General features: G+C 68.6%; 15 protein-coding genes and 2 pseudogenes. 7 read left to right on the forward strand and 10 right to left on the reverse strand.

The annotated features are described in order from the left end of the window. Window positions 1-552 precede the first annotated feature (552 nt). The 7 genes from STRTU_RS00585 to STRTU_RS00615 form a co-directional block, all read right to left on the reverse strand. Window positions 553-699: a hypothetical protein gene (locus tag STRTU_RS00585; protein WP_269777124.1), complete on the reverse strand. Its 147-nt coding sequence runs from the start codon at window positions 697-699 to the stop codon at window positions 553-555. Window positions 700-868: 169 nt separating this feature from the next. Further along, window positions 869-1285, reverse strand: coding sequence for a YeeE/YedE thiosulfate transporter family protein (locus STRTU_RS00590; RefSeq protein ID WP_269777125.1), 417 nt, complete (start codon window positions 1283-1285; stop codon window positions 869-871). Next, a complete protein-coding gene (locus STRTU_RS00595) occupies window positions 1285-1953 on the reverse strand; it encodes a YeeE/YedE family protein (RefSeq protein WP_269777126.1) in 669 nt (222 codons plus the stop codon). Before STRTU_RS00595 ends, STRTU_RS00590 begins: the two co-directional genes overlap by 1 nt. 2200 nt (window positions 1954-4153) lie before the next feature. After that, window positions 4154-4744 (reverse strand): choice-of-anchor C family protein, encoded by a 591-nt coding sequence (locus tag STRTU_RS00600; RefSeq protein ID WP_269777127.1) that lies wholly within the window; start codon window positions 4742-4744, stop codon window positions 4154-4156. A 216-nt stretch (window positions 4745-4960) separates the two neighbouring features. Then, complete coding sequence (locus STRTU_RS00605) at window positions 4961-6745, reverse strand: cation:proton antiporter domain-containing protein (RefSeq protein WP_269777128.1); 1785 nt, start codon at window positions 6743-6745, stop codon at window positions 4961-4963. Between the two features lie 210 nt (window positions 6746-6955). Further along, the gene (locus STRTU_RS00610; protein WP_269777129.1) at window positions 6956-7876 is read right to left on the reverse strand and encodes an aldose 1-epimerase family protein; all 921 of its coding nucleotides are present in this window, start codon (window positions 7874-7876) and stop codon (window positions 6956-6958) included. A gap of 188 nt (window positions 7877-8064) precedes the next feature. Continuing rightward, window positions 8065-9018, reverse strand: coding sequence for a DUF389 domain-containing protein (locus tag STRTU_RS00615; RefSeq protein WP_269777130.1), 954 nt, complete (start codon window positions 9016-9018; stop codon window positions 8065-8067). A 349-nt stretch (window positions 9019-9367) separates the two neighbouring features. Between STRTU_RS00615 and STRTU_RS00620 the strand changes: the two genes are divergently transcribed. The 4 genes and pseudogenes from STRTU_RS00620 to STRTU_RS00635 all read left to right on the forward strand — a co-directional run bounded on the left by STRTU_RS00620 (window position 9368) and on the right by STRTU_RS00635 (window position 14399). Next, window positions 9368-11188 carry a glycoside hydrolase family 15 protein gene (locus STRTU_RS00620; RefSeq protein ID WP_269777131.1) on the forward strand — a complete coding sequence of 607 codons (1821 nt, stop codon included), beginning with the start codon at window positions 9368-9370 and terminating at the stop codon, window positions 11186-11188. A 3-nt stretch (window positions 11189-11191) separates the two neighbouring features. Next, a complete protein-coding gene (locus STRTU_RS00625; RefSeq protein ID WP_269777133.1) occupies window positions 11192-12136 on the forward strand; it encodes a cyclase family protein in 945 nt (314 codons plus the stop codon). Between the two features lie 5 nt (window positions 12137-12141). Then, window positions 12142-12648 (forward strand): gluconokinase, encoded by a 507-nt coding sequence (locus STRTU_RS00630; protein ID WP_269777134.1) that lies wholly within the window; start codon window positions 12142-12144, stop codon window positions 12646-12648. 168 nt (window positions 12649-12816) lie between these two features. Then, window positions 12817-14399 (forward strand): annotated as a pseudogene (locus STRTU_RS00635) (GMC oxidoreductase). A 78-nt stretch (window positions 14400-14477) separates the two neighbouring features. Here the strand turns inward: STRTU_RS00635 and STRTU_RS00640 are convergent. Continuing rightward, window positions 14478-15317, reverse strand: coding sequence for an SDR family oxidoreductase (locus tag STRTU_RS00640; RefSeq protein WP_269777136.1), 840 nt, complete (start codon window positions 15315-15317; stop codon window positions 14478-14480). Window positions 15318-16283: 966 nt separating this feature from the next. Here STRTU_RS00640 and STRTU_RS00645 point away from each other — a divergent pair. Genes STRTU_RS00645 through STRTU_RS00655 form a run of 3 tightly spaced genes read left to right on the forward strand, consistent with a single transcriptional unit; the run spans window position 16284 to window position 19151 of the window. Beyond that, on the forward strand, window positions 16284-16508 hold the full coding sequence (locus tag STRTU_RS00645; protein WP_269777137.1) for a ferredoxin: 225 nt from the start codon (window positions 16284-16286) through the stop codon (window positions 16506-16508). Next, a complete protein-coding gene (locus STRTU_RS00650; RefSeq protein ID WP_269777138.1) occupies window positions 16508-17902 on the forward strand; it encodes an NAD(P)/FAD-dependent oxidoreductase in 1395 nt (464 codons plus the stop codon). The genes STRTU_RS00645 and STRTU_RS00650 overlap by 1 nt, the downstream gene beginning before the upstream one ends. Window positions 17903-17936: 34 nt before the next feature. Beyond that, on the forward strand, window positions 17937-19151 hold the full coding sequence (locus tag STRTU_RS00655) for a cytochrome P450 (protein WP_269777139.1): 1215 nt from the start codon (window positions 17937-17939) through the stop codon (window positions 19149-19151). Window positions 19152-19390: 239 nt separating this feature from the next. On the opposite strand, the pseudogene STRTU_RS36300 reads toward STRTU_RS00655, so the two are convergent. Together STRTU_RS36300 and STRTU_RS00665 are read right to left on the reverse strand one after the other, a co-directional pair. Next, window positions 19391-20214, reverse strand: a pseudogene (locus STRTU_RS36300) (transposase); the annotation flags it as partial. A gap of 521 nt (window positions 20215-20735) precedes the next feature. Then, window positions 20736-20888 (reverse strand): hypothetical protein, encoded by a 153-nt coding sequence (locus tag STRTU_RS00665; protein WP_269777471.1) that lies wholly within the window; start codon window positions 20886-20888, stop codon window positions 20736-20738. Between the last annotated feature and the right edge of the window lie 44 nt (window positions 20889-20932).

Here is a 20932-nt window from a genome sequence, read left to right on the forward strand (position 1 = left end):
CCGACCGGCGGCGACATCCAACAGCCGAAGGCCGACTGCACCTGTACTGGCGCATCCACCTGCTCTCTGATGCCGCGCTGAGTACAGATCCGGTGGTACGAGGGAGGGCAGCCTCACGATTGAACGCCTCCCGGAGTTCCCCTCCCTCGGCCAGCGGGGCGTGGAAGGTGGCGGCGAAGACGCCCGCCAGGGTGCGGGACAGGCTCGTGCACAGCCGTCCAGGGGCGGTTGGCGCACACCCTGCCCTGGACCAGGCGGACGTGGCCGCTCAGGCCCCGCACCGCGCGGCGCTCGCGCCTGGAATCTCCCCGGGTGCCGGATGGCCGACGACTCAAGGCTTAGCCGTTCAGCTCGCGTCGGTCGACTCCAGCGCCGACTGGCCCAGCACACCGTAGGCACCCAACCAACGCGGCGCCGCTGCCTGCCGTTCGGGCTCGAAGCGAAGACCCCAGAAAGATCGCCCTGGTCTGCGATGGCCAGCCCGCCGCGCGGAGAAGCCCCGCCGGAGCATTCCGGAGGGGCTTCTCGTCTCACGCTGCCCCATGACGGAGGTCATGATGGTGAGGGCCTGACCAGGTTGAAGACCTCTCGGGCAACGTAGCGTTTGGCCGTCGCCACGAAGGACTTGCGGGCCACGTCGGCGAGGAACAACGGAACGTGGCGCGGGCCGAGGATCTCCAGTCGCTTGGTGCCGAGCACGGGCACGAGGGAGAGCCGTATGTGCGTCGCGTACTTACTCTGTACGTGCTGCGCTTCCGGTTGGGCTTGATCACGTTGTCAGATGTGCACGGGCTGCCGGAGGCCGTCGGGGGGATCGTCAAAGTGAGAGACCCAAGCTGCATGGCTCGTGTCGGTGTGGGGTGCTGGGTTACAGCCCGCAGGAGCCGCGGTCGAGGTGGAAGTACCGGGCGTTGGCCCAGCGGCACAACCGGATACCGACGATGACGCCGACGATGGTGATCAGGGCAGGTAGGTATCCGCTGGCGACCTGGATGATCGGAATTGCCGGGCACCCGCCTGAGATCGCCCAGCCCGTACCGAACAACACCGCGCCGGGGATCACGCCGGCGTGGATGCGTCCCGGGGTGCGGCGGACCCGCAGCAGAGCGAACGCGCACACGAGGATCGCCACAGCGCCCGCGAAGGAGAGGATCATGCGCAGGTCCTGGAAGGTGAACATGCGGTTCAGCTCAGCGAAGTCGCCGAAACCGATGTTGGTGACGGTGTAACCGAGAGCTAGTCCGGTGATGATGTTGGCCAGCAGAATCGCGCCCCGAGTACGCATCAGATCACCTTCCACAGCAGGAACGACACCGCGACGGCGGTGCCGAAGAACACGGCGGTCGCGACGAGGCTGACCGGCCGCAGCCGGCCGCAGCCGCTGAGTCCGTGGCCGGAGCTGCACCCACCGGCCAGCCGAGTGCCGAAGCCGACCAGAACACCGCCCACGAACAGCATGGCGACCATGGTGGTCGAATCGGCGGTGACCAGGTCCCGAAAACCGGGGCCCATGTCGTAGCGGAGGTGGAACCGCCCGGAGGCGACCGCGGCGATGAACCCACCAAGGAAGATCGACATCAGCAGGGCAGCCTGAGTGACCAGCGGGGCCGGGCGCAGGCTCGTGGCTGCCGGGCGCTCACTCGCTGCCGATTCGGCGTTGGCTTCGAGCGGCTGCGACTTCTCGTACGGTTCCTGCGGCACGGTGGACGCGCCGGTGCCGGTGCCGGTGCCGGTGCCGAAGTGCTCCGCTGTGGCTACGGCAAGCGCCTCGGCCAGAGCTTGATCGTCGGCGAACTCCTCGTCCATCCGTTCGAGCTCGCGTTCGCGACGCCAGTGCAGCACGCGATCCCACGCGGCCGACACCCCGAGAGACCGATCAGTGATGAGGGTGTGGTTGATGGTGACCAGAGCGAGCCCGATAGCGCCCGCCCACCAGGGCCAGTAGGTACTCATGCGGGTCCTCTCATCCAATCGGCAAAACGAGCCCACCAGCCGCGCTTCGGGGCGGGCGCGTGCCGCGATTGTCGAGCGAGGCTTTCTGAAGATCGGTCGACCTGTGGGGGCGGTGACGGCCGGTCATGCCAGACATCTGCTGGTGGAGGTGTGGCTCCGAACTGGGCCATGGCTTCCGGTGTCGCGGTTCCAGGCCCCGACTGTGACTGCTCATGTGGCTGGGTCGGTGCCGGCTGGGGCCAGGACGCGGGCTCCGGTGACCCCGGAGCGGGGCGTGGCGGCGGGGACTGTCGAGGGGCGGCCGCCGCGCTGGTGGCGCTGGCTCGGCCCGCCTCGGCCGGGGCTTCGAGGTGTCGCGCGCTGGCCCCGTTGGGCAGCAGACTGATCGGCACGCGCTCGCCGGTGAGTGACATCTGGTAGCGGGCACAGCCGAGCCATCGATCTGCGCTGTCGCAGTAGTACTCGCGCCACCCTTGCAGGCTCGCCCTGAGTAGAGGGAAAAGGGGGCATCCTGTGGCATGCGAGCAACTCATGTTGCTCCCTTCTGGCCGGCGCACCACTCGTTCGGGGAGAGTGGTTGCCGTTCTCGATTCCTGCCCTTGCTGTGCCCGGTCGAAGGTCTCAAAAGCAGTGCGGTGAGGGGCAATGACATAAGGCGCTGTGCCTCCCTTTCTCGACCGGGCGAGATGCAACCATTGTTTCAGTGTCCCGAGCAACTCTGGGAATTTTTCCAAACAGGTCACTTGGCACCACTCAGTGAGATACTCTCCGCGACGGACATGCGGCGCCTGCCTCTCATGTCCCGATTTTCATGACCGCCAGCGAGGTAACTTGGGTCATGATTCAGCTTCATGAGGGTGGCCCACGCCGGCACAAGGAAGCTGTTTCTGAAGGAGTTGTAAATTCTGGAGTTTCTTGTGGTGGTGGCGTGAATATCGTGGATCTCAAGCGAAGAACCAAGGGAGGCAATCGTGTGCCAACGTGCTATCTGTCCGTCGTGCCGGAAGTTGACCTTTGAGGGTTGCGGGAGGCATGTGGACCAAGTACTCATGGGCGTACCCAACACTCAGCGGTGCATGTGTGAGCCTGCGGAACGCAAGCGTGCGCGCCCAGTAAAGGCGGCGACTCGAACGGGATCGGCGCCAGCCCGACAAGGCGGGTGGTCGCGACGCACACGCGCTCCTGGTGCCCCGGGGAGTCCACCGGGCCGGTCGAGGGGCGGCTGGTGGGCTCGGCTCATCGATTGGGCGAAAAGCCCGGCCTGAGGTAATCATCCGAGTGTGCTTGCTTTCGGTCCCTTGAGCCCAAGGCGTGGATTGTTGGGCTCATGAGAACCTCGATTTCAGAACTCCGGGGTGCCGTGACGCCGAGCACGGAGCCAGCACCGACACTCGCGTCTCGCGACGAACGTCATAGGCGCTCTGCGTGACAGCATCCGCTTCTTCTGATGGCCTCATCCTCATCCACTTTCCGCGGACCCGCTGCACCGAAGAATGGCGGAGCGCGATGATGCTCCGGATGTAGAGATGATGCTCCGGATGGAAAACTGCCAGTCACGCGTCGCCGACGTGAATGCCGGGCAGACCGTCGTGGACGTGTGCGAGAGGGCGAATATCCTGGCCGCCGGTGCATCCGACGGCCTCTGAGGATTCGCTACTGACGGCAGCCCGGGTGCCACTGCCACGTGGGACGCCCGGGCTGGCGTATGTGAGCGGGAGCGGGCCGGCACGGGGGGGGAACCGGCCCGCTCCTGCGATCGGCGCCCGCGCACCTCTCCATGAGGGTGAGCGCCTCGACCCTCGTGATCGGGTCACTCCTTCCTGCGCGCCATGTCCCTGAAATGTCACTGATGGCTGGAGATGGCCACGAATCCAGCGCTCTTGTGAATGGAGCAACTTGAAGCCGTCACGACTCAGCCAAGAACCATGCACGCATCCCGCCCTCTGGCAGGGCTGCCCGTAGCAGCCGGGCTCTGCGCCGCCCGGAAAGACAAGGTTGCAGGGCCGGTAAGCCGGGGCCGCTGCGGCCCCCCGCACCTTGATCCGCGCCCCACGGCGAGCCACCGTTCTCAACGATGATCGCTTGACCGGGAAAGTCGAATGACCCCGCCTCTTGGCACTACTCACAGAATGAGCATGCCGTTTTTCGCGGGGGCAGCCGGTCGTGTGTCAGTGATCGTTGCTTCTGGTCGTGGCTTCGGTCAGCCGGAGCAGGAAGAGCAGGAGCAGCAGGACCCGCCCCTCACGTTGTCGATCACCGGACCGTAGGCGCCGCTGGCAGTGGTGCTGGCGAACGACAAGGTCGTGGAGGCGCCGGTGGCCACGAACGTCACCTGACGTCCCACGTAACCCATCCGGGCAAATGTCTTGCCAGTGGTGTCGAACGAGAAGTCCTGGAAGTTCTGTCCGTCGATGAGAACCTCACCTGTCTTCACGCCCTGATTGCCCGCCGGGTTGCCGGCCAGCGCGTAGGAGACCGTGTACGTGCTGCCAGCTGTCGTCCTGAAGGTCTGCGACACCTTGCCTGGGCCCTGGCCGTTGAGGTCGACGGACTGCGCCCCGTCAGCCGCCTGCCAGAAGCCGCTGCCGATCAGGTCCACCGAACCGCTGTCGACCGTCCAGGGACCGATGGACTGCCCCGCCTGCAGCGCGCTGAAGGAGTTCGCGGGCGCGGTCGGGTATTCGAAGCTGCCGTCATCGAGCGCGACCGGGGCCGCCAGCGCGGTACCGGGCATGAGAGCCAGCAGGCCGGCAGCGGCAATAGTTGTGACGGATGCGCGTAAGGCCACCATGAGTTCCTCCAGGTGAAAGGAGCGTTCGGGCGTACTGGTGGAGCACACGAAGTCTGTAGCGCGGGCCTTGCCAGGGACAGATCGCGAAGACGGCGCCCGGGGGTAACGGCCCTGGTGAGTTCGCCGTCGTGCGCCGTGCTTGCGCATGGGCGCGCCGATAAAATCAGCCAGGGTCGGGCGCGGGCGCATCACCGGCTGCGAGTGGCGGCTGACTGATCAGAGGCCATCGCCCTCGGGTCGGCCTCCCCGCCCGCCCGGGGCCAGCAGGACGACCGTGTCCCCCGGCCCCGGCAGCGGTGTGCTGCCTTCCATGACTGGGTCGAGGCGGCCGTCCGGCCGCACCAGGAACAGCAGTTCGCAGTCGGGGGGCAGCGAATCACCAGCGGGCTGTGCCAGGACGGCAGCCCCGTCCGCGTACTTACGGGCGAGTGCCGGCCAGGTCAGATCGGCACCGAAGAGGATCTCACCGCCGATGAACGGCGCCACCACGCCGTGACTGTCGGGCGGTGCGTTGAGGCGATGCACCGTCTCCTCCACGGTGCCACGCAGAATCACCGCCGCCAGTGCGTTGAAGTCGTCCTCAGCGGTGAGGAAGTACACCGCCGTGATGCCCTCCAACTCGGCAGCACCACCGGTGGCGGCTGCCAGCAGCTCCCCGGGCGCAAGCTCGATCCCTGCCTGCCGGATGTGTTCGCGCTGCTCCTCTTCCCCTGACCACATCAGCACCTCCAGCCCTGCCGACCTCAGAGCCACCCCCAGATCGACCACCCAGGGGTCGCCGCCGACCAGCAGCGGACGCGAGCGGGAGGGGCGCACGACGCCCAGGCGCCGAGCCGCGAGCGAGGCGGTCAGGCCATAGAGAGTCACGGTCGTGACGATGACCACGAACGTAGCCGGAAGGATCTCCGACGCACCGCCGATCCCCTTGGCCACCAAGGTGGCCGAGAAAGTCGACGCCGTTGCGGCCGCCACGATGCCACGCGGCGCCATCCAGCCGATGAAGCCCCGCTCGCCGCGCGTCAGGTCGGTGCCGAGAGTTGACACGGCCGCGACCAGCGGCCTGACGACCAGAACCAGGACGACGGCGAGCCCGAGCGCGGGCAGCCATACATGACGCAAAGAGTGCGGGGTGACGGTGGCCGAGATCGAGATGAAGAGCAGGCCCAGGATGAGGCTGGCCAGGGTCTCGAAGAACGGCCGACGCGCTGGGACGTCGATGCCGGGGAGGTTGGCCACCGCCAGGCCCATCACCACGGCGGCGATGAGTCCTGTGTCGCCGCGCAGGACGTCACAGAGCGCCGCCACACCGATCACTGCGGCGAGCTGCGCCGTGGTGCCCAGCACCTCGCCGAGCCGCAGCACCCGGAACAGCGCCCACAGCAGAGCCGCCCCGATCACTCCCCCGGCGGCTCCGAAGCCCACGCTGGCCAGGAAACCTCCCACCACGGTGCCGAAATGGTGGCCCGTGCTCGCCACGACCGCGTGGAAGACCAGTGCTCCCAGGATGCCGCCGATCGGGTCGATGAGTGAGCCTTCCCAGATCAGGATGCGCTGGAGCCGGTCCTTGGGCCGCACGAAGCTGAGCAGCGGTCCGACGACCGTCGGCCCCGAGACCACGAGGATCGCGCCGATCATGACGGCTGCCCGCTGGGACATGCCCAGCAGCGCCGCGGCGAGAAGCGTGCCGAGCAGCCAGGTGATCAGGACACCGATCCAGATCAGCCGGACGACGACACGGCGGGTGTGCCCCTTCAGCAGCGCCAGATCCAGCCCGAGACCCGCGTCGTAGAGGATCACTGCGACGGCCAGCGACACCAGCGGTGAGAACGCCGCCCCCAGCAACTGTTCGGGATTGACGTCGTCGATCAGCGCGCCGGCGGCGAAGCCGACCGGCAGGAGGACGATGAGGGCGGGGACGCGCAGGCGGCCGGCCAGGATCTGCGATCCGACGGCGAGGAGCAGGATCAGGCCCACGCCGATGAGCACCTGGTCCGTCGTCACGGGAGGCTCCTTTCGGTGCGTGGTGGGACGAGTCGGTGCTCTCACCGGCCCGTTGCGCGACGGGCGGGTCAGACCTCAGCGAAGCGCGATCTTGTCCCGCACGACCACGACCACGGCTGCGGCTGCGGGCTGCGGCGATTCCCAGGAGGCCCACGTCGCACAGTGGTCCTCGGCCCGATGAGGATCAGACCGGGGACCGTGACGGCGCCGTCACCCACCCCACGGCGCGATCCCCCACCGGACGGTGTGCTGCTCGCCGGGGCCGAGGCTGACGAGCCCGGTGCCACTGCGGAAGGCGTCCGGCGGGCAGGTCATCGGCTCGATGGCAAGCGCGCGCCGTCGAACCCCCGGTGCGAGGGTGTCGCCCGTGTAGAGCTGTACGTAGTGGGCGCCTTCACCGAGCCACACGTCCGTACCGAGAGCACCTGACGGGTGGGCCAGACGGACCACGGCCCGCCCGTCCGCGTCCCGGTGGAGGTCGCCGAAGGGCGTGTCCAGCCGGAGCGCTCCGACAGGCTGTGGCGTTCGCAGGTCGTACTGAGTCCCGGCGACCGGCTCGGCGGCCACCGGCAGGCCACGCTCATCGGTGCGCAGCCACGTCCGTGCGGGGACGGTCAACATCGCCTGGTCGACGACGGCGGTGCCCGCCATGACGTAAGGGTGCTGGCCGAAGCCGTAGGGTGCGGCGCTCGAGTCAAGGTTGCGTGCGGTGACGGCGACTTCGAGCCCGCCCTCACCCAGGGTGTACTCGGCGCGGACGTGCAGGTGAAACGGGTAGCCCGGCTGCGGCCACAGCGGGACCTCCAGGACGGCCCGGCTGTCACTCACTTCCTCGACCCGCCATGCGACCCACCGGAGCAGCCCGTGGATGGCGTTGCCGCCTCCAGGCTCGGTGAGCGGAAGCTGCCGGTCCTGCCCGTCCCAGTGATATTGGCCGTCCCGGATCCGGTTGGGCCACGGCACCAGGATCTGGCCGCACCCGCCCGTGATCTGGTCCTGTTCGGCGAATCCGTCGACCACGGGACGTTCACCGACCGCGTACGACCTGAGCGCCGCGCCCAGCTCGACGATGACGGCACTGTGCGCGCCGTGGCGGAGGGTCAGTTGCCGTCCGGTGCGGCTCTCCTGCACGCGTGGCCTCCTCGCTCCGCCGGGTGTCCGTGGACATGGGCGTGGTGGCCTGCGGCGTCGGGCCCCCTCGTCGGGAGGGTGCGGTCCCGCACCGGCCCGGTCAAGCGCGACACGTTCCTGCGGGCGGAATCACCCGGCACGTTCACCCTCTGGGGGCCGCAGAAAAGCAGCTGAACGGGGCGGCGGCCTCACCTGCCGCCCGAGACCCCGCTGCCCCGGCTGATGCGCCGCCAGACGGCCCGCTGGAATCTGAGCATCAGCACGCCCACCACGATCAGCAGCACGATGTTGAGCAGGAGTTGAATCAAGGAGCCGCGCGCCTCGCTCCAGCTGGAGAACGCGCAGGAGACGCCGATGTCGGCGGCGGCTGGGATGGTGGTGACCGAGATGAAGACGCCGAGCAACGCGCTCGTCCGGGCCTGGGTCAGGGACACGATCCCGACGATGCCGGCCAGCACCGCAACGACCACGGAGAAGACGTTGGGGGTGTTGATGAGCGAGGAGACCGGCCTGAGGCCCAGGTCGAATGCCTCAGGCTGGAGACCGAAGCCCCGGATCGCCCACGAGAACAGGAGGGTCGCCACGATGGCCAGCAGGAATCCCGCGGTCAGGGCGAACAAGCCCTGCCGGACCCTGGTGCCGTTGCCGCGGTCGATGCCCAGGGCGACGCTGGTGATGGCGCCGTACTCCGGTCCGACGACCATCGCCGCGACGATCAGGATCTGGGAGTTGGTGATGATGCCCACCGCCCCGATGACGCCTGCGATGACCAGGTAGACATAGAAGCTCGGCAGATAGGTGCCCTCGGCGCGGATGCGGGCTTCGACCTCCGCCCAGACCGGCGCGTGCGCGAGCGCCCCGAGCTGCTTCTGCTGCGCCTCGGCCGCTGTACCCAAGAAGGCCATCTCGACCGGTTCGATGACCATGGATCCGCGGCGGTCGATTCCCAGGTCGCGCAGCCCGCGCAGCACGGCGTTGGCCGCACCCGCCAGGATGTCGCACTCGATCGCGTCGCCGTCGGGGTTGCGCGCCTGTTCAGGAAGGATGACCAGGTTGAAGACATAGCGGTCGCCGGTCAGTAGCCCAACTGCTCGGGGAGTGAGATCAGGGGGACTCACCAGTCGGACGTGGATCATCTCCATGCACAACCTCCATCGCCGGCCTGGCGGGCACACCGCGGCGCTGCGGCGCCCGAGCACCGGAAACGGGAGACCTTCTGTGACCGATCGGCCCCAGCCAGTAACGCCCGAGGGGGAGGGGGGCGGCAAGCCGAGTGCGGTACTCGGCTCCGGCATCCGTGGTCACTTCGACGACCGGCGAAGGCCCTGGCTGCGGCGGGTCTGCGGCCGGCCGCCGTTGGCGCCGTAAGGGCGCCGGCCCGGCCGTGGGCGGGGCAGCGGGCGAGCGCCCGTCAACCACCGCGACGTGGCAAGGGCCACCCGAGTGGCGGATAGTTGGCCCCAGGGGCCATTCCGAGACGTCGGAGCAGCCATGGATCGCTACCCTCCCATCGCCGAGCACGGCCTGGTGGGCGACCTGCAGACCGCCGCACTCGTCTCGTCGCAGGGCGTCGTGGACTGGTTCGCCGCTCCCCGGTTCGACTCGCCCAGTATCTTCGCCGCGCTGCTCGATCACGACGGCGGCGGGTACCTTCGGCTGGCTCCCGAGCACCCCGAGGTGACCTGCAAGCAGCTCTACTACCCCGACACGGCCATTCTGGTGACCCGGTTCATGTCACCGGACGGCGTGGGCGAAGTGGTTGATCTCATGCCGCCGGACCGGACCCGCACCGCTAGCGACCGTCACACCCTGATACGCGTTGTGCGTGCCGTGCGGGGAACCGTCGACTTCATGCTTGAGTGCCGGCCGCGCTTCGACTACGGCCGGGTCGAGCACCGGCTGGAGCTCGGCGAGGACAGCGGCCTGTTCCGCGCCCCGGGGATGGACGCACACCTGCAGACCTCCTTCCCGCTGGAGCGGGACGGCCAGGATGTGTGCGGCAGGGTGACGCTGAGGGCCGGCGAGTCGGGCGGCGCCGTGTTCACGGTCTGCGCCTCCGGCGGCGAGGCGCCCCCACCTCTGACGGCCGACGGGCTCACCGCGCAGGTCGACGACACCGGCCTCTTCTGGCAGCGCTGGCTGCGCCAGTCCCGCTACCGGGGACGGTGGCCCGAGCTGGTGCACCGCTCGGCCATCACCCTCAAGCTCCTCACCTACGCCCCCACCGGCGCTCTGATCGCGGCTGCCACCATGGGCCTGCCCGAACAGGTCGGCGGAGAGCGGAACTGGGACTACCGGTTCACCTGGGTACGCGACGGCTCGCTGTCCGTGCGGGCCATGCTGGACCTCGGCTTCGTCGAGGAAGCCACCGCCTTCGTCCACTGGCTCGTGGACAGGCTGCACGACCGCGAAGGCAAGGAGGAAGAGCCGCTCCAGACGATGTACCGGATCGACGGCAATCCGGACCTGCCGGAGGAGACACTCGAACACTTCGAGGGCTACCGCGGCTCCTCCCCCGTCCGCATCGGCAACGGCGCCGCCGACCAGCTCCAGCTGGACATCTACGGCGAGGCCCTCTACGCGGTGTCCCAGGGCCACGAGATCGGGCAGCAGGCCACCTACCGCGGTTGGAAGGCGATGGCCAGGGCGCTGGACTGGTTCGCCGATGCCTGGGACCGGCCGGACGAGGGCATCTGGGAGACTCGCGGCGGCCGCCAGAACTTCACCTACAGCCGGGTGATGTCCTGGGTCGCCCTCGACCACGGGATGCGCCTGGCCGAGCACTTCCGCATGCCCGCCGACGTGGAGAAGTGGCGCAGCGCAAGGAACGCCATCCTTGAGCAGGTCATGGAAAACGGCTGGAGCGAGCAGGAGGGCGCCTTCGTCCAGCACTACGGCGGTGACGTCCTGGACGCTTCCCTGTTGCTCATGCCGAGGGTCGGCTTCATCGCCCCGAAGGACCCTGCGTGGCTCTCCACGCTCGACGCGATGGACCGCAAGCTCGTCTCCGACAGCCTCGTCTACCGCTACGACCCGGCGGCATCGCCGGACGGGCTGCGCGGCTCGGAGGGCACCTTCAGTCTGTGCACCTTCCTCTACGTCGACGCACTGGCCCGGGCGGGTCGGCTGACCCAGGCCCGCTACACCTTCGAGAAGATGCAGACCTACGCCAACCACGTCGGGCTCTTCGCCGAGGAGGTCGGTCCGACCGGGGAGCAACTGGGCAACTTCCCGCAGGCGTTCACCCACCTGTCGCTCATCATGGCGGCCACCACCCTCGACCAGGCGCTCGACGCGGAACAAGGGCGCTGACGCATGGTCACTCGTGCCCGTCCGGCGAAACCGCCCCGGCTGACCGCGGACGAGTTCGACGTCCTGTACCGGCGTCTGCTCTCCCGCACCGCCTGGGCCTCGGGGGACCGCGGTGCTCTGGAAGCGCTCACTCCCGCCCGGGTGCTGGCCGCCGCCCGGGAGGTGCGGACCGGCCGGACGGTGACGCTCGCCGCGCCGGTGGAGACGCTGCCCGGTCCGGACAATCCGGAGCCCGCGAGGCACCGGATGAGCGGGCAGCCGGAGGAAGACGTCTCGGTTGGGCTCCACTTCGCGAGGGACAGCTTCGCGATGAACGTGCACGGCGACGCCGACAGCCACATCGACGCCCTCTGTCACGTGATCTACAACGGCACACTGCACGGCGGCGTGGCCGCGAGCAGCGTTACGGCGGACGGGGCCACCACGCTCTCCATCAAGGCGGCTCGGGACGGGATCGTCGGACGCGGAGTGCTGCTGGACATCCCGCGGCTGCGTGGCGTGCGGTGGCTCGAACCGGGTGATCATGTGACCGCCGATGACCTGACCGCGGCCGAGACCGCCCAGCGCGTCCGCGTGACCGAGGGCGACCTTCTCTTCGTCCGGGTCGGCCACCGCCGACGCCGCACCGAACTGGGAGCCTGGCACGCGGCGGACGCGCGCGCCGGACTCCATCCGTCCGCGCTGGAGTTCCTGGCCGACCGGCGGGTCGCCGTGCTCGGGGGCGACGGCAACAACGACACCGCCCCCAGTTCCACCGACGGCGTCGACTTCCCCGTACATGTGCTGGCGATCCACGCCATGGGCCTTCACCTGCTGGACTACCTGCAGTTCGAGGACCTGGTGCCGCTCTGCGCGGCGGAGGGGCGCTGGTCGTTCCTCTGTGTGATCGCCCCGCTGAGGCTGCCGGATGCCACCGGCTCACCGGTCAACCCCATCGCCGTCCTCTGACCGCGATGCCCTCGGTCGTGGTGGTCATGGGCGTCTCGGGTTCAGGGAAGTCGACCGTGGGAGGACTCCTCGCGCAGCGGCTCAAGGTGCCCTTCCTGGAGGCGGACGACGTCCACCCGGCCGCGAACCGGGCCAAGATGGCCGCAGGCCGCCCACTCGACGACGAGGATCGCCGTCCGTGGCTGCTGTCCGTCGCCGGCTGGATCCGCAGGGCAACCGACGACGGCCAGGGCGGGGTGGTGGCGTGCTCGGCACTCAAGCACGAGTACCGGGATCTGCTCCGCCAGGCAGGCGCAGGCGTGTGGTTCCTGTATCTGGCGCTCGACCGGGCGACCGCCGACCGACGGGTCGCAGGCCGCGTGGACCATTTCATGCCCGCCCGGCTGCTGGACTCCCAGTACGGCGCCCTCGAACCGCTGCGGCCGGACGAGCCCGGTCTGACCGTCGATGCGGCGGCCGCCCCGGAGACGATCGTCGACGAGGCGCTACGCACCATGCGGGAGATCGGGTGACCACGCACCTGTCCGGCTCCCGGGTCGCCGCTACCCAACCCACCCCCTAGTTTGGAAATTGGCACTGCAATGTCCCGATTGTGCGCGTGTCCATCCGGAACAGCGCAGCGGTCCCCGGGCGGGCGCTACGGCCAGGACAGCCGACGACTCCTAGAACGGGGCCCTCGCATGACCGACGATCAGCACTACGACGTCATCGTGATCGGGACGGGAGCCGGCGGCGGTACGCTCGCACACCGGCTGGCCCCCACGGGGAAGCGGGTCCTGATCCTGGAACGCGGCGGCTACCTGCCGCGGGAACGGGACAACTGGGACTCCACTGCCGTCTTCGTCAAGGGCAAGTACCGGGCCCCCGAGTTCTGGTACGACAAGCAGGGCAAGCAGTTCCCCCCCCGGAGGTGAACTACTACGTCGGCGGCAACACCAAGTTCTACGGCGCCGCGCTCTTCCGGCTCCGGCCCGAGGACTTCGGCGAACTGCGCCACCACGACGGCATCTCTCCGGCCTGGCCAATCCGCTACGAGGACCTGGAGCCGTACTACACCCAGGCCGAACACCTCTACCTGGTGCACGGCCGGCACGGCGAGGACCCCACCGGAGGCCCGACCAGCGCGCAGTACGCATACCCGCCGGTCGAGCACGAGGCGCGCATCCAGCAGCTCAGCGACGATCTGGGGAAGGCCGGCCTGCACCCCTTCCACCTGCCCATCGGCGTGAACCTCACCCAGGACGAGCACGGCCGGGCCACCCATGACAGCGTCTGCATCCGGTGCGACCGGGTCGACGGCTTCCCCTGCCTGATGGGCGCGAAGTCCGACGCACAGGTGATCTGCGTCGACCCGGCGCTCTCGTACGGCAATGTCACGATGGTGACCAACGCCCATGTGCGGCGCTTGGAGACCGACGCGACCGGACGCACCGTCACCAGGGTCGTCGCCGAGCTCGCGAACGGAGCGACCGAGGGATTCAGCGCCGACATCGTGGTGGTCGCCTGCGGCGCGGTCAACTCCGCCGTCCTGCTGCTCCGTTCGGCCAACGACAAGCACCCCGGTGGCCTGGCCAACAGCTCGGACGTGGTGGGACGCCACTACATGCGTCACAACAACCTGGCTCTGATGGCGGTGTCGAAGGAACCGAATCCCACCACATTCCAGAAGACCCTGGCGCTGAACGACTGGTACCTGGGCGCGGATGACTGGGAGTATCCGCTCGGCGGCATTCAGATGCTCGGCAAGTCGGACTCCGACCAGATCCATGGCGAGGCGCCGCGCTGGGCCGGCGCGGTCTCGCCCGACATGCCCTTCGAGGTACTGGCGCACCACGCCGTCGACTTCTGGCTGTGCGGAGAGGATCTCCCGCTGCCCGGGAGCCGGGTCACCCTCGACAAGGACGACACCATCCACCTGGCCCTCGACGAGAAGAACAACATCGCCGCATTGAAGCGCCTCCAGCACAAGCTCCAGGGCATGCTCGGGCATCTGGGCATGCACGAGCACCACCTGCTGGATCACAGCATCTATCTGCACAAGGGCATGCCGATCGGCGCCACCGCGCACCAGGCCGGCACCGTGCGGTTCGGCGACGACCCGAGGAGTTCGGCCCTCGACGTCAACTGCAAGGCGCACGACCTCGACAACCTCTATGTCGTGGACACCAGCTTCTTCCCCAGCATCGGCGCCGTGAACCCGTCCCTGACCGCCATCGCCAACGCCCTGCGGGTCGGCGACCACATCGCCGCCCGGCTGCGCTGACGGGGCGTCGTACCCAGCGCCGCTACAGGTTGTCCCCAGGGACTCCGGCGGCCCGGGTGTCGGCGTCGGTGAGTTCGATCAGCCTCCGGTGGCGAAGCCTGGGAAGAGCGTCATTCCGCCGTCGACGAAGAGCGTGGTGCCGACGACGTAATCGAGCAGGTCGGACGCCATGGCGACGACGGCGTTGGCGATGTCGTCCGGGTCACCCACGCGGCGGTACGGAATCAGGCGCAGCAGGTCGGCCTCGGCCTCGGGGGTGGACCAGGCGTCGCGGTTGATCGGCGTGCGGATGGCGCCGGGTGCGACCGCGTTGACCCTGATCCGCTGGGGAGCCAGCTCCTGGGCGAGGGTCGTCATCAGCATGCCCACGCCGCCCTTGGAGGACGCGTAGTTCACGTGGCCCGACCACGGGATGATCTGGTGGACCGAGCTCATACAGATGATCTTTCCGGCCGAACGGGAGACCTCCTCCACCACGCCGCGCCGGATGAACTCCTTGGCGGCCTCCCGCGCGCACAGGAACTGGCCGGTCAGGTTGACGTCGATAACCTTCTGCCACTGGGCGAGCGTCATCTCCGTCACGACCGCGTCCCGCTGGAGGCCCGCGTTGGCCACCATGATGTCGATGGTGCCGAACTCCTCGACCATCCGCGCGACCATGGCGGTCACCTGGTCCTCATCGGACACGTCGGCTTCATGGGCGTAGGCGCGGACCCCGAAGCCCTCGATCTCCTTCACGACATTCTCTGCCTCGTGCGCGCCGACGACGTAGTTCACCACGACGTCCGCTCCGGCCCGGCCCAGGGCAACGGCGGTCGCCAGGCCGATGCCCGAGTTGGCGCCGGTCACCAGCGCCTTCTGGCCCCTGAGAAGCTGCGCGGACGTGGTACCGCGGTTCTCGACTTTTCCTGCCACCACGATCTCTCCTTCGGCGTTTCGGACGGCACGTCAGCCGAAAGCGAACGGGGTGCATGAGGAGGGTCTGGAGCCAGCCGCTCGCCAGGACAGACACAGGAGCCGTCGCATACCAGCCTCCAGACGAAAGCACCCTGCGCCTCGGGCGGGACGAACCGGCACGCACGCAGCCGCATTTCGACAGGGCAGGTCACACGGTCGGGCTAGGAGCCGCCCCGGGCCTTTGCCGGCTGGCATCATGCGGCCCATCAGGTGCCAGGATGACGCCAAGCCCGCTCGACGACGGCAACGGGGGCGACTGTCGTCCCCGCCGTTGATCCACCTGCGTTTCTCCGGATGCCTGGTGAGCGGGGAGAACCTGGCGTGCCGGTATGGAAGCGATGCGGGTGCCACCACAAGGGCGGTCAACGGTTTCCACGGCGTAGCGGTCGGCATGAGCGTTGCCGTGCCGCCTGCAGCTCATGGCGCCTGGCTACCAGGGGCCCGCTGTCATAACGTGCGTCACACGTGCGTCGAGGAGTGCCTGGGCGGTGGCGAGGGGGTCGCTGTCCCCTCTCAGGCGGTGTGACCAGCCTCCGTCATGGTTGGTTGTGCGTGTCCAGCAGGCCATCCAGGACGAAGGTGGTGGCGTTGGTAGATTCCTGTTCTGCCAGCCCTCGGATGCCGGGGTTACCAACGCCCGCATGTCGCTTTCCCGGCGTGCGGGCGGCGTATGTGCGGGATACGCTTTGACGACAAGGTCAGGTTCTCCGGGCGGTTTGGCAGACGCCCGGGCCGCATTCGCGATGCTCAGTTCTTTCTACGGAGACCTTTCTGCGGAGACCTTTGACATGCGTGGTGCCCCCCTTTCGTATGCGCAGGGGTGAGCAACAGCCGAACCCCCTCTTCGAAAGCGTGCCTCGCGCTTGGGGCGCCGTTTCCGTGCTGCCTCAGGGCCCGCAGCTTTGCAGTCCTGAAACGGAGTTCGGGATGAAAGTTGTCGTTGATCTTTCCCGGTGTCAGGGATATGCACAGTGCGCGTTCCTGGCTCCGGACGCTTTCCGGATGCACGGCGAGGAAGCGCTGATGTACAACCCGAAGCCCGACGACGCCCAGCGCGAACAGGTGCTGCGCGCCGCGGCGGCCTGCCCGATCCAGGCCATTCTGGTCGACCAGCTGGAGGGGCAGGACGCACCGGTGGAGACGTCGCCGTGATGGGCAGCGCCGACGCCTTGCAAGCGTTCAGGCGTGACGGCCGCATCGTGATCGTCGGGGCGTCACTGGCGGGACTGCGGGCCGCGGAGGCTCTGCGCGAGGAGGGCTTCACCGGATCACTGACCATGATCGGTGACGAGCTGGGCGAGCCCTACGACCGGCCCCCGCTGTCCAAGCAGGTACTGACCGGGTGGGTGGCGGCCGGGAACACCACGCTGCCGCGTCGCCGTGACATCGATGCGCAGTGGCTGCTGGGCGTGCCCGCCGACGGGCTGGACCTGGCGACCAATCACGTACATCTCGCTGACGGCCGCGAGGTTCCCTTCGACCGCGTGCTGATCTCCACCGGAGTGCGGGCCCGGCCCTGGTTCGTCGAGGCCGAGGCCGCCCTGGACGGCGTGTTCGTCGTCCGCACCCGCGAGCACGCCGAGAGCCTGCAGCGGGCGATGGCGGCCGGGCCCTCCCGCGTAGTGATCATCGGCGCGGGCTTCACCGGCTCCGAGATCGCCTCCATCTGCCGCGAGCGGGACATCCCGGTGACCGTCGCCGAACTCGCACCGGCCCCGCTGGTCGGCGCGCTCGGCGCCATGGTCGGTGATGTCGCGGCGGACATGCAGCGCACCCACGGTGTCGACCTGCGCTGCGGCGTCAAAGTCACCAAGCTGGAAGGCGACGCCCAGGGGCACTTCCGCCGCGCCCACTTCTCCGACGGCAGCACCATCGATGCCGACGTGGCGGTGGTAGCGCTCGGTGGCATCCGCAACACCGAGTGGCTGCGCGGCTCGGGACTGGCGGCAGGTCCATGGGGCATCGCCTGCGACACGGGCTGCCGCGCCCTCGACCTCAACGGCCTGATCACGGACGACATCTTCGTCGCCGGAGACGTGGCACGCTGCCCGAACCCGATCTACGAATACCGACTCATCTCACTGGAACACTGGGTCAACGCCGTGGAGCAAGCCAAAGTCGCGGCGCACAACATGCTCAGCGGCCAGGCGGACCGCTGGCCACACCTGTCCATCCCGACGTTCTGGTCGATCCAGTTCGGCGTCAACATCAAGTCCGTCGGTGTACCGACCTTCGCCGACGAGGTCGTCGTCACCCAGGGATCCGTGCCCGACCACCGCTTCGTCGCCGCATACGGCTATCAGGGCCGCGTCACCGCGGCAGTCAGCTTCAACAACGCCAAGTGGCTCGACCATTACCGGCAGTTGATCGAGACGGCCGCGCCCTTCCCTCCCCCCTGCCCCACACCCGACGAGCCCGCCGACGCAAAACCCGTGCCCGTCGACTTCCCCAGCCCCAAGCTGCTCGCCCAGGGCGCCACCGTGGTCGTCACCGGCCACGACCCAGGAGAGCGGCGTGTCACCGCCGCGTGGCAGCACCACCGGTAGGAAGGAAGCAGGAGGACACAGGAGGAAAAGCGACATGACCACGACCCACACGCCCGACACCCTGCACCGGATCCTCGACTTCTCCTCCCGCGCCGACCCCTATCCGCTCTACGCCGAACTGCGCAAGACACCGGTGGCCCTCCAGGAGGACGGCAGCTACGTCATCAGCACCTACCGCGAACTCACCGGCATCCTGCACGACCCACACCTGAGTTCCGACGTCCGCCACCTGTCACGGCCCATGCCCGCGGCCGAAGCACACACCACTCCCTCGTTCATCAACCTCGACCCGCCCGAGCACGACCGCCTGCGACGCCTGGCCATGCGGCACTTCGGCCCCCCGCACACCCCGGGCCTGGTGACCGGCATGGAACCCGACCTGACCGCCGTCGTCAACGGCCTGATCGACGACTTCGCGGGCAAGGAGCGGATCGACATCGTCGACGACTTCGCCTACCCGTTCCCCGTCACCGTGATCTGCCATCTGCTCGGCGTGCCACGCGAGGACGAACCACGGTTCCACGTGTGGGTGAACGGCATCGTCGACTCGCTCGACTACAACCCCAAGACCGACCCGAAGGAGAAACTCGACAAGGGCGTGCAGGCCAGGAATGACCTGACCCAATACCTCGGCGGACTGCTGGAACAACGCCACGGCCGGCCCGGCGACGACCTCCTGACACGGATGGCCAACGACGACGGACCCGACGGACGCATGACCGACGACGAAATCGTCAGCACCGCGAACCTGCTGCTCATCGCCGGCCACGAAACCACCGTCAACCTCATCACCAACGGCATGCTCACCCTGCTGCGCCACCCGCAGATACTGCAGCGGCTGCGCGACGAACCGGACCTGATCGTGCCGCTCGTCGAGGAACTGCTGCGCTATGAGCCCCCCGTGCACATCATTCCCTGGCGAGCGGCATACAGCGACATCACCGTCGCCGACACCGTCATCCCCAAGGGCTCGCAGATCATGCTCATGCTCGCCTCAGGCAGCCACGACCCGGCCCGCTTCACCGACCCCGACCGCTTCAACCCCGACCGACAGGACAACCAGCACCTGGGCTTCGGGAGCGGCATCCACCTGTGCTTCGGAGGTCCGATGGCCCGGCTGGAGACCCAAACCGCACTGAGCGCGCTCGTACGCCGCCTGGAACGCCCCACACTGGTCACCGACCCACCGCCCTACCGGCCCAGCCCTATCCTGCGAGGCCCCATCCACCTGCACATCGAACAGAGCTGACGCCGAACGCGGCAGCCGCGGGCATCCCCATCGCGTACCACCGCTTCCGTCGCGACTGCGACGACGGGACGTGGTGCAGCTCCCCCGCCAGGGCCGCACGCGTGGCATCCCGCAGCTCGCCGCTCCTGTGGCGGCTGGTCGGTAGTCGCTGCCTTCAGTGTTGGTTCGTCAGGAAAGGTCCACGCACGTTGCATGCGACCGGCGTGCCGTCGACGGCCGGGCCGTAGGCGGTGATCGCAGTAGCGTTTGAGGCACCGGACGATCTCGCGCCGAGTCTTGCCCTCCTTGATGCGGCGCTCAAATTAGTCACGTGTGCGCGGGTCGAAGCGCAGCCTGGTGTGCACGATCCGGGGCAGGGCGGCGTTGGCCTGCCGGTCACCGCCGCGGTTGAGGCGACGGTACTGCGGACTGCCCGAGGAGCGCTCGACCGGGCCGACCCCGCACAGCACGGCGAAGGACGCCTCACCGCCCAGGCGCTCCGGGTTGTCCCCCATCGTGATCAACAAGGTGACGGCGGTGTCCGGGCCGATGCCCACCGGGGCAAGCAGCTGCGGGAAGTGACGTTCCACGAGTCGCGCCAGGCGCTGTTCCAGTTCCCGGATCTCCCCGGTCAGCTGCGCGATGCGCTTTGAACATCCTCGCGATCTGCACCGGTCCGTCGCCGGACTTGGCCCGGGCACGTGCCCGCCCGCTCAGCACCGCCCGGGCCGCGTTCTGCGCATCGGCCGCCTCCGACTTCCCGCGCCGGCGGCGGTCCGACCGGTCGGGCCGGTTCACATCGAACACCTCGACCTGCTGGGCCAGCAGATATCGGCACAGGGCCGCGCTGAAGCTACCGGTCCTTCCGCCCCGGCCCGGCGCACCGTTCCCAATCCCCTGGCCCACGCCAGCAGTTCGCGAAAGCCCACCGCGGTGGCGGGGAAGCTTCCCGTCCCGATCACCTCCCCGGCGAGGAGAGCACTGCGGCGGCATGAACATCCCGGTGCCTGTCCACACCGAGGACGACCTCCTCACCAAGCGGACGCCGGCCGGTGCATGGGCTGGGCGTACGGGCCATGGACATGCGCCTCCCGACCACATGGCGGTCCCAAGTGGCCGACACCGGACCGCGCGGACGGTCAGAACCGTGACAACGCCTGATGGGTCGGCAGGCCCCTATCGGGACGCGCCCCCGAGGGGGCCGGTGGTTCCGATGGGTGTAGTAGAGCCCGAGCCCGGCGATCGCCCCGTCCCCTACGGCGGCGAGCATGGTCCGGAAGCCGGTGATGACGATGCCGTCGGCTGGCTGGCGGTTCGCACGGAGGGCAGCATGCCGTCCCAGCGTGATCTGCGACTCAAGATCATCGCCCGGCGCTGGGCGGTTATCCGCCAGCCGCGTGTGTGGAGGCGGTCCGGCAGGGCGCTCATGGCGGCAGTCTTGGTGTGCCTCGTTGGATGACTGGAGGTGAATGAATCCGTACGGGTCTGACTGTTGTATTGACTTGGACTTGGTCCATCGTAAGATCGGCTCCGGCGGCAGCCAAGGGACAGGACAACAGCAGGGACACGCCCGTGACGGTTCAGGAAACGGGTCCGCTCACCACCTCATCCGGTGCCCTGGTCGCGGACAGCCGGAAGAGTGAGCAGGTCGGCGTCGGCGGCACGCCGTCGGGCCGGGACCAGGTTCTGTTGGAGACCCCCGCCCGTGCCCGCCTCCGCCACCGCCCCCGCCGTGAGCGCCTCGCCGCGATGCGCCATGTCGACACCTGGCGGGCTGCCGACCGGATATCGAGGAGTGTTCG

The sequence above is a fragment of the Streptomyces tubercidicus genome, assembly GCF_027497495.1.
GTDB classification, from domain to species: Bacteria; Actinomycetota; Actinomycetes; order Streptomycetales; family Streptomycetaceae; genus Streptomyces; species Streptomyces tubercidicus.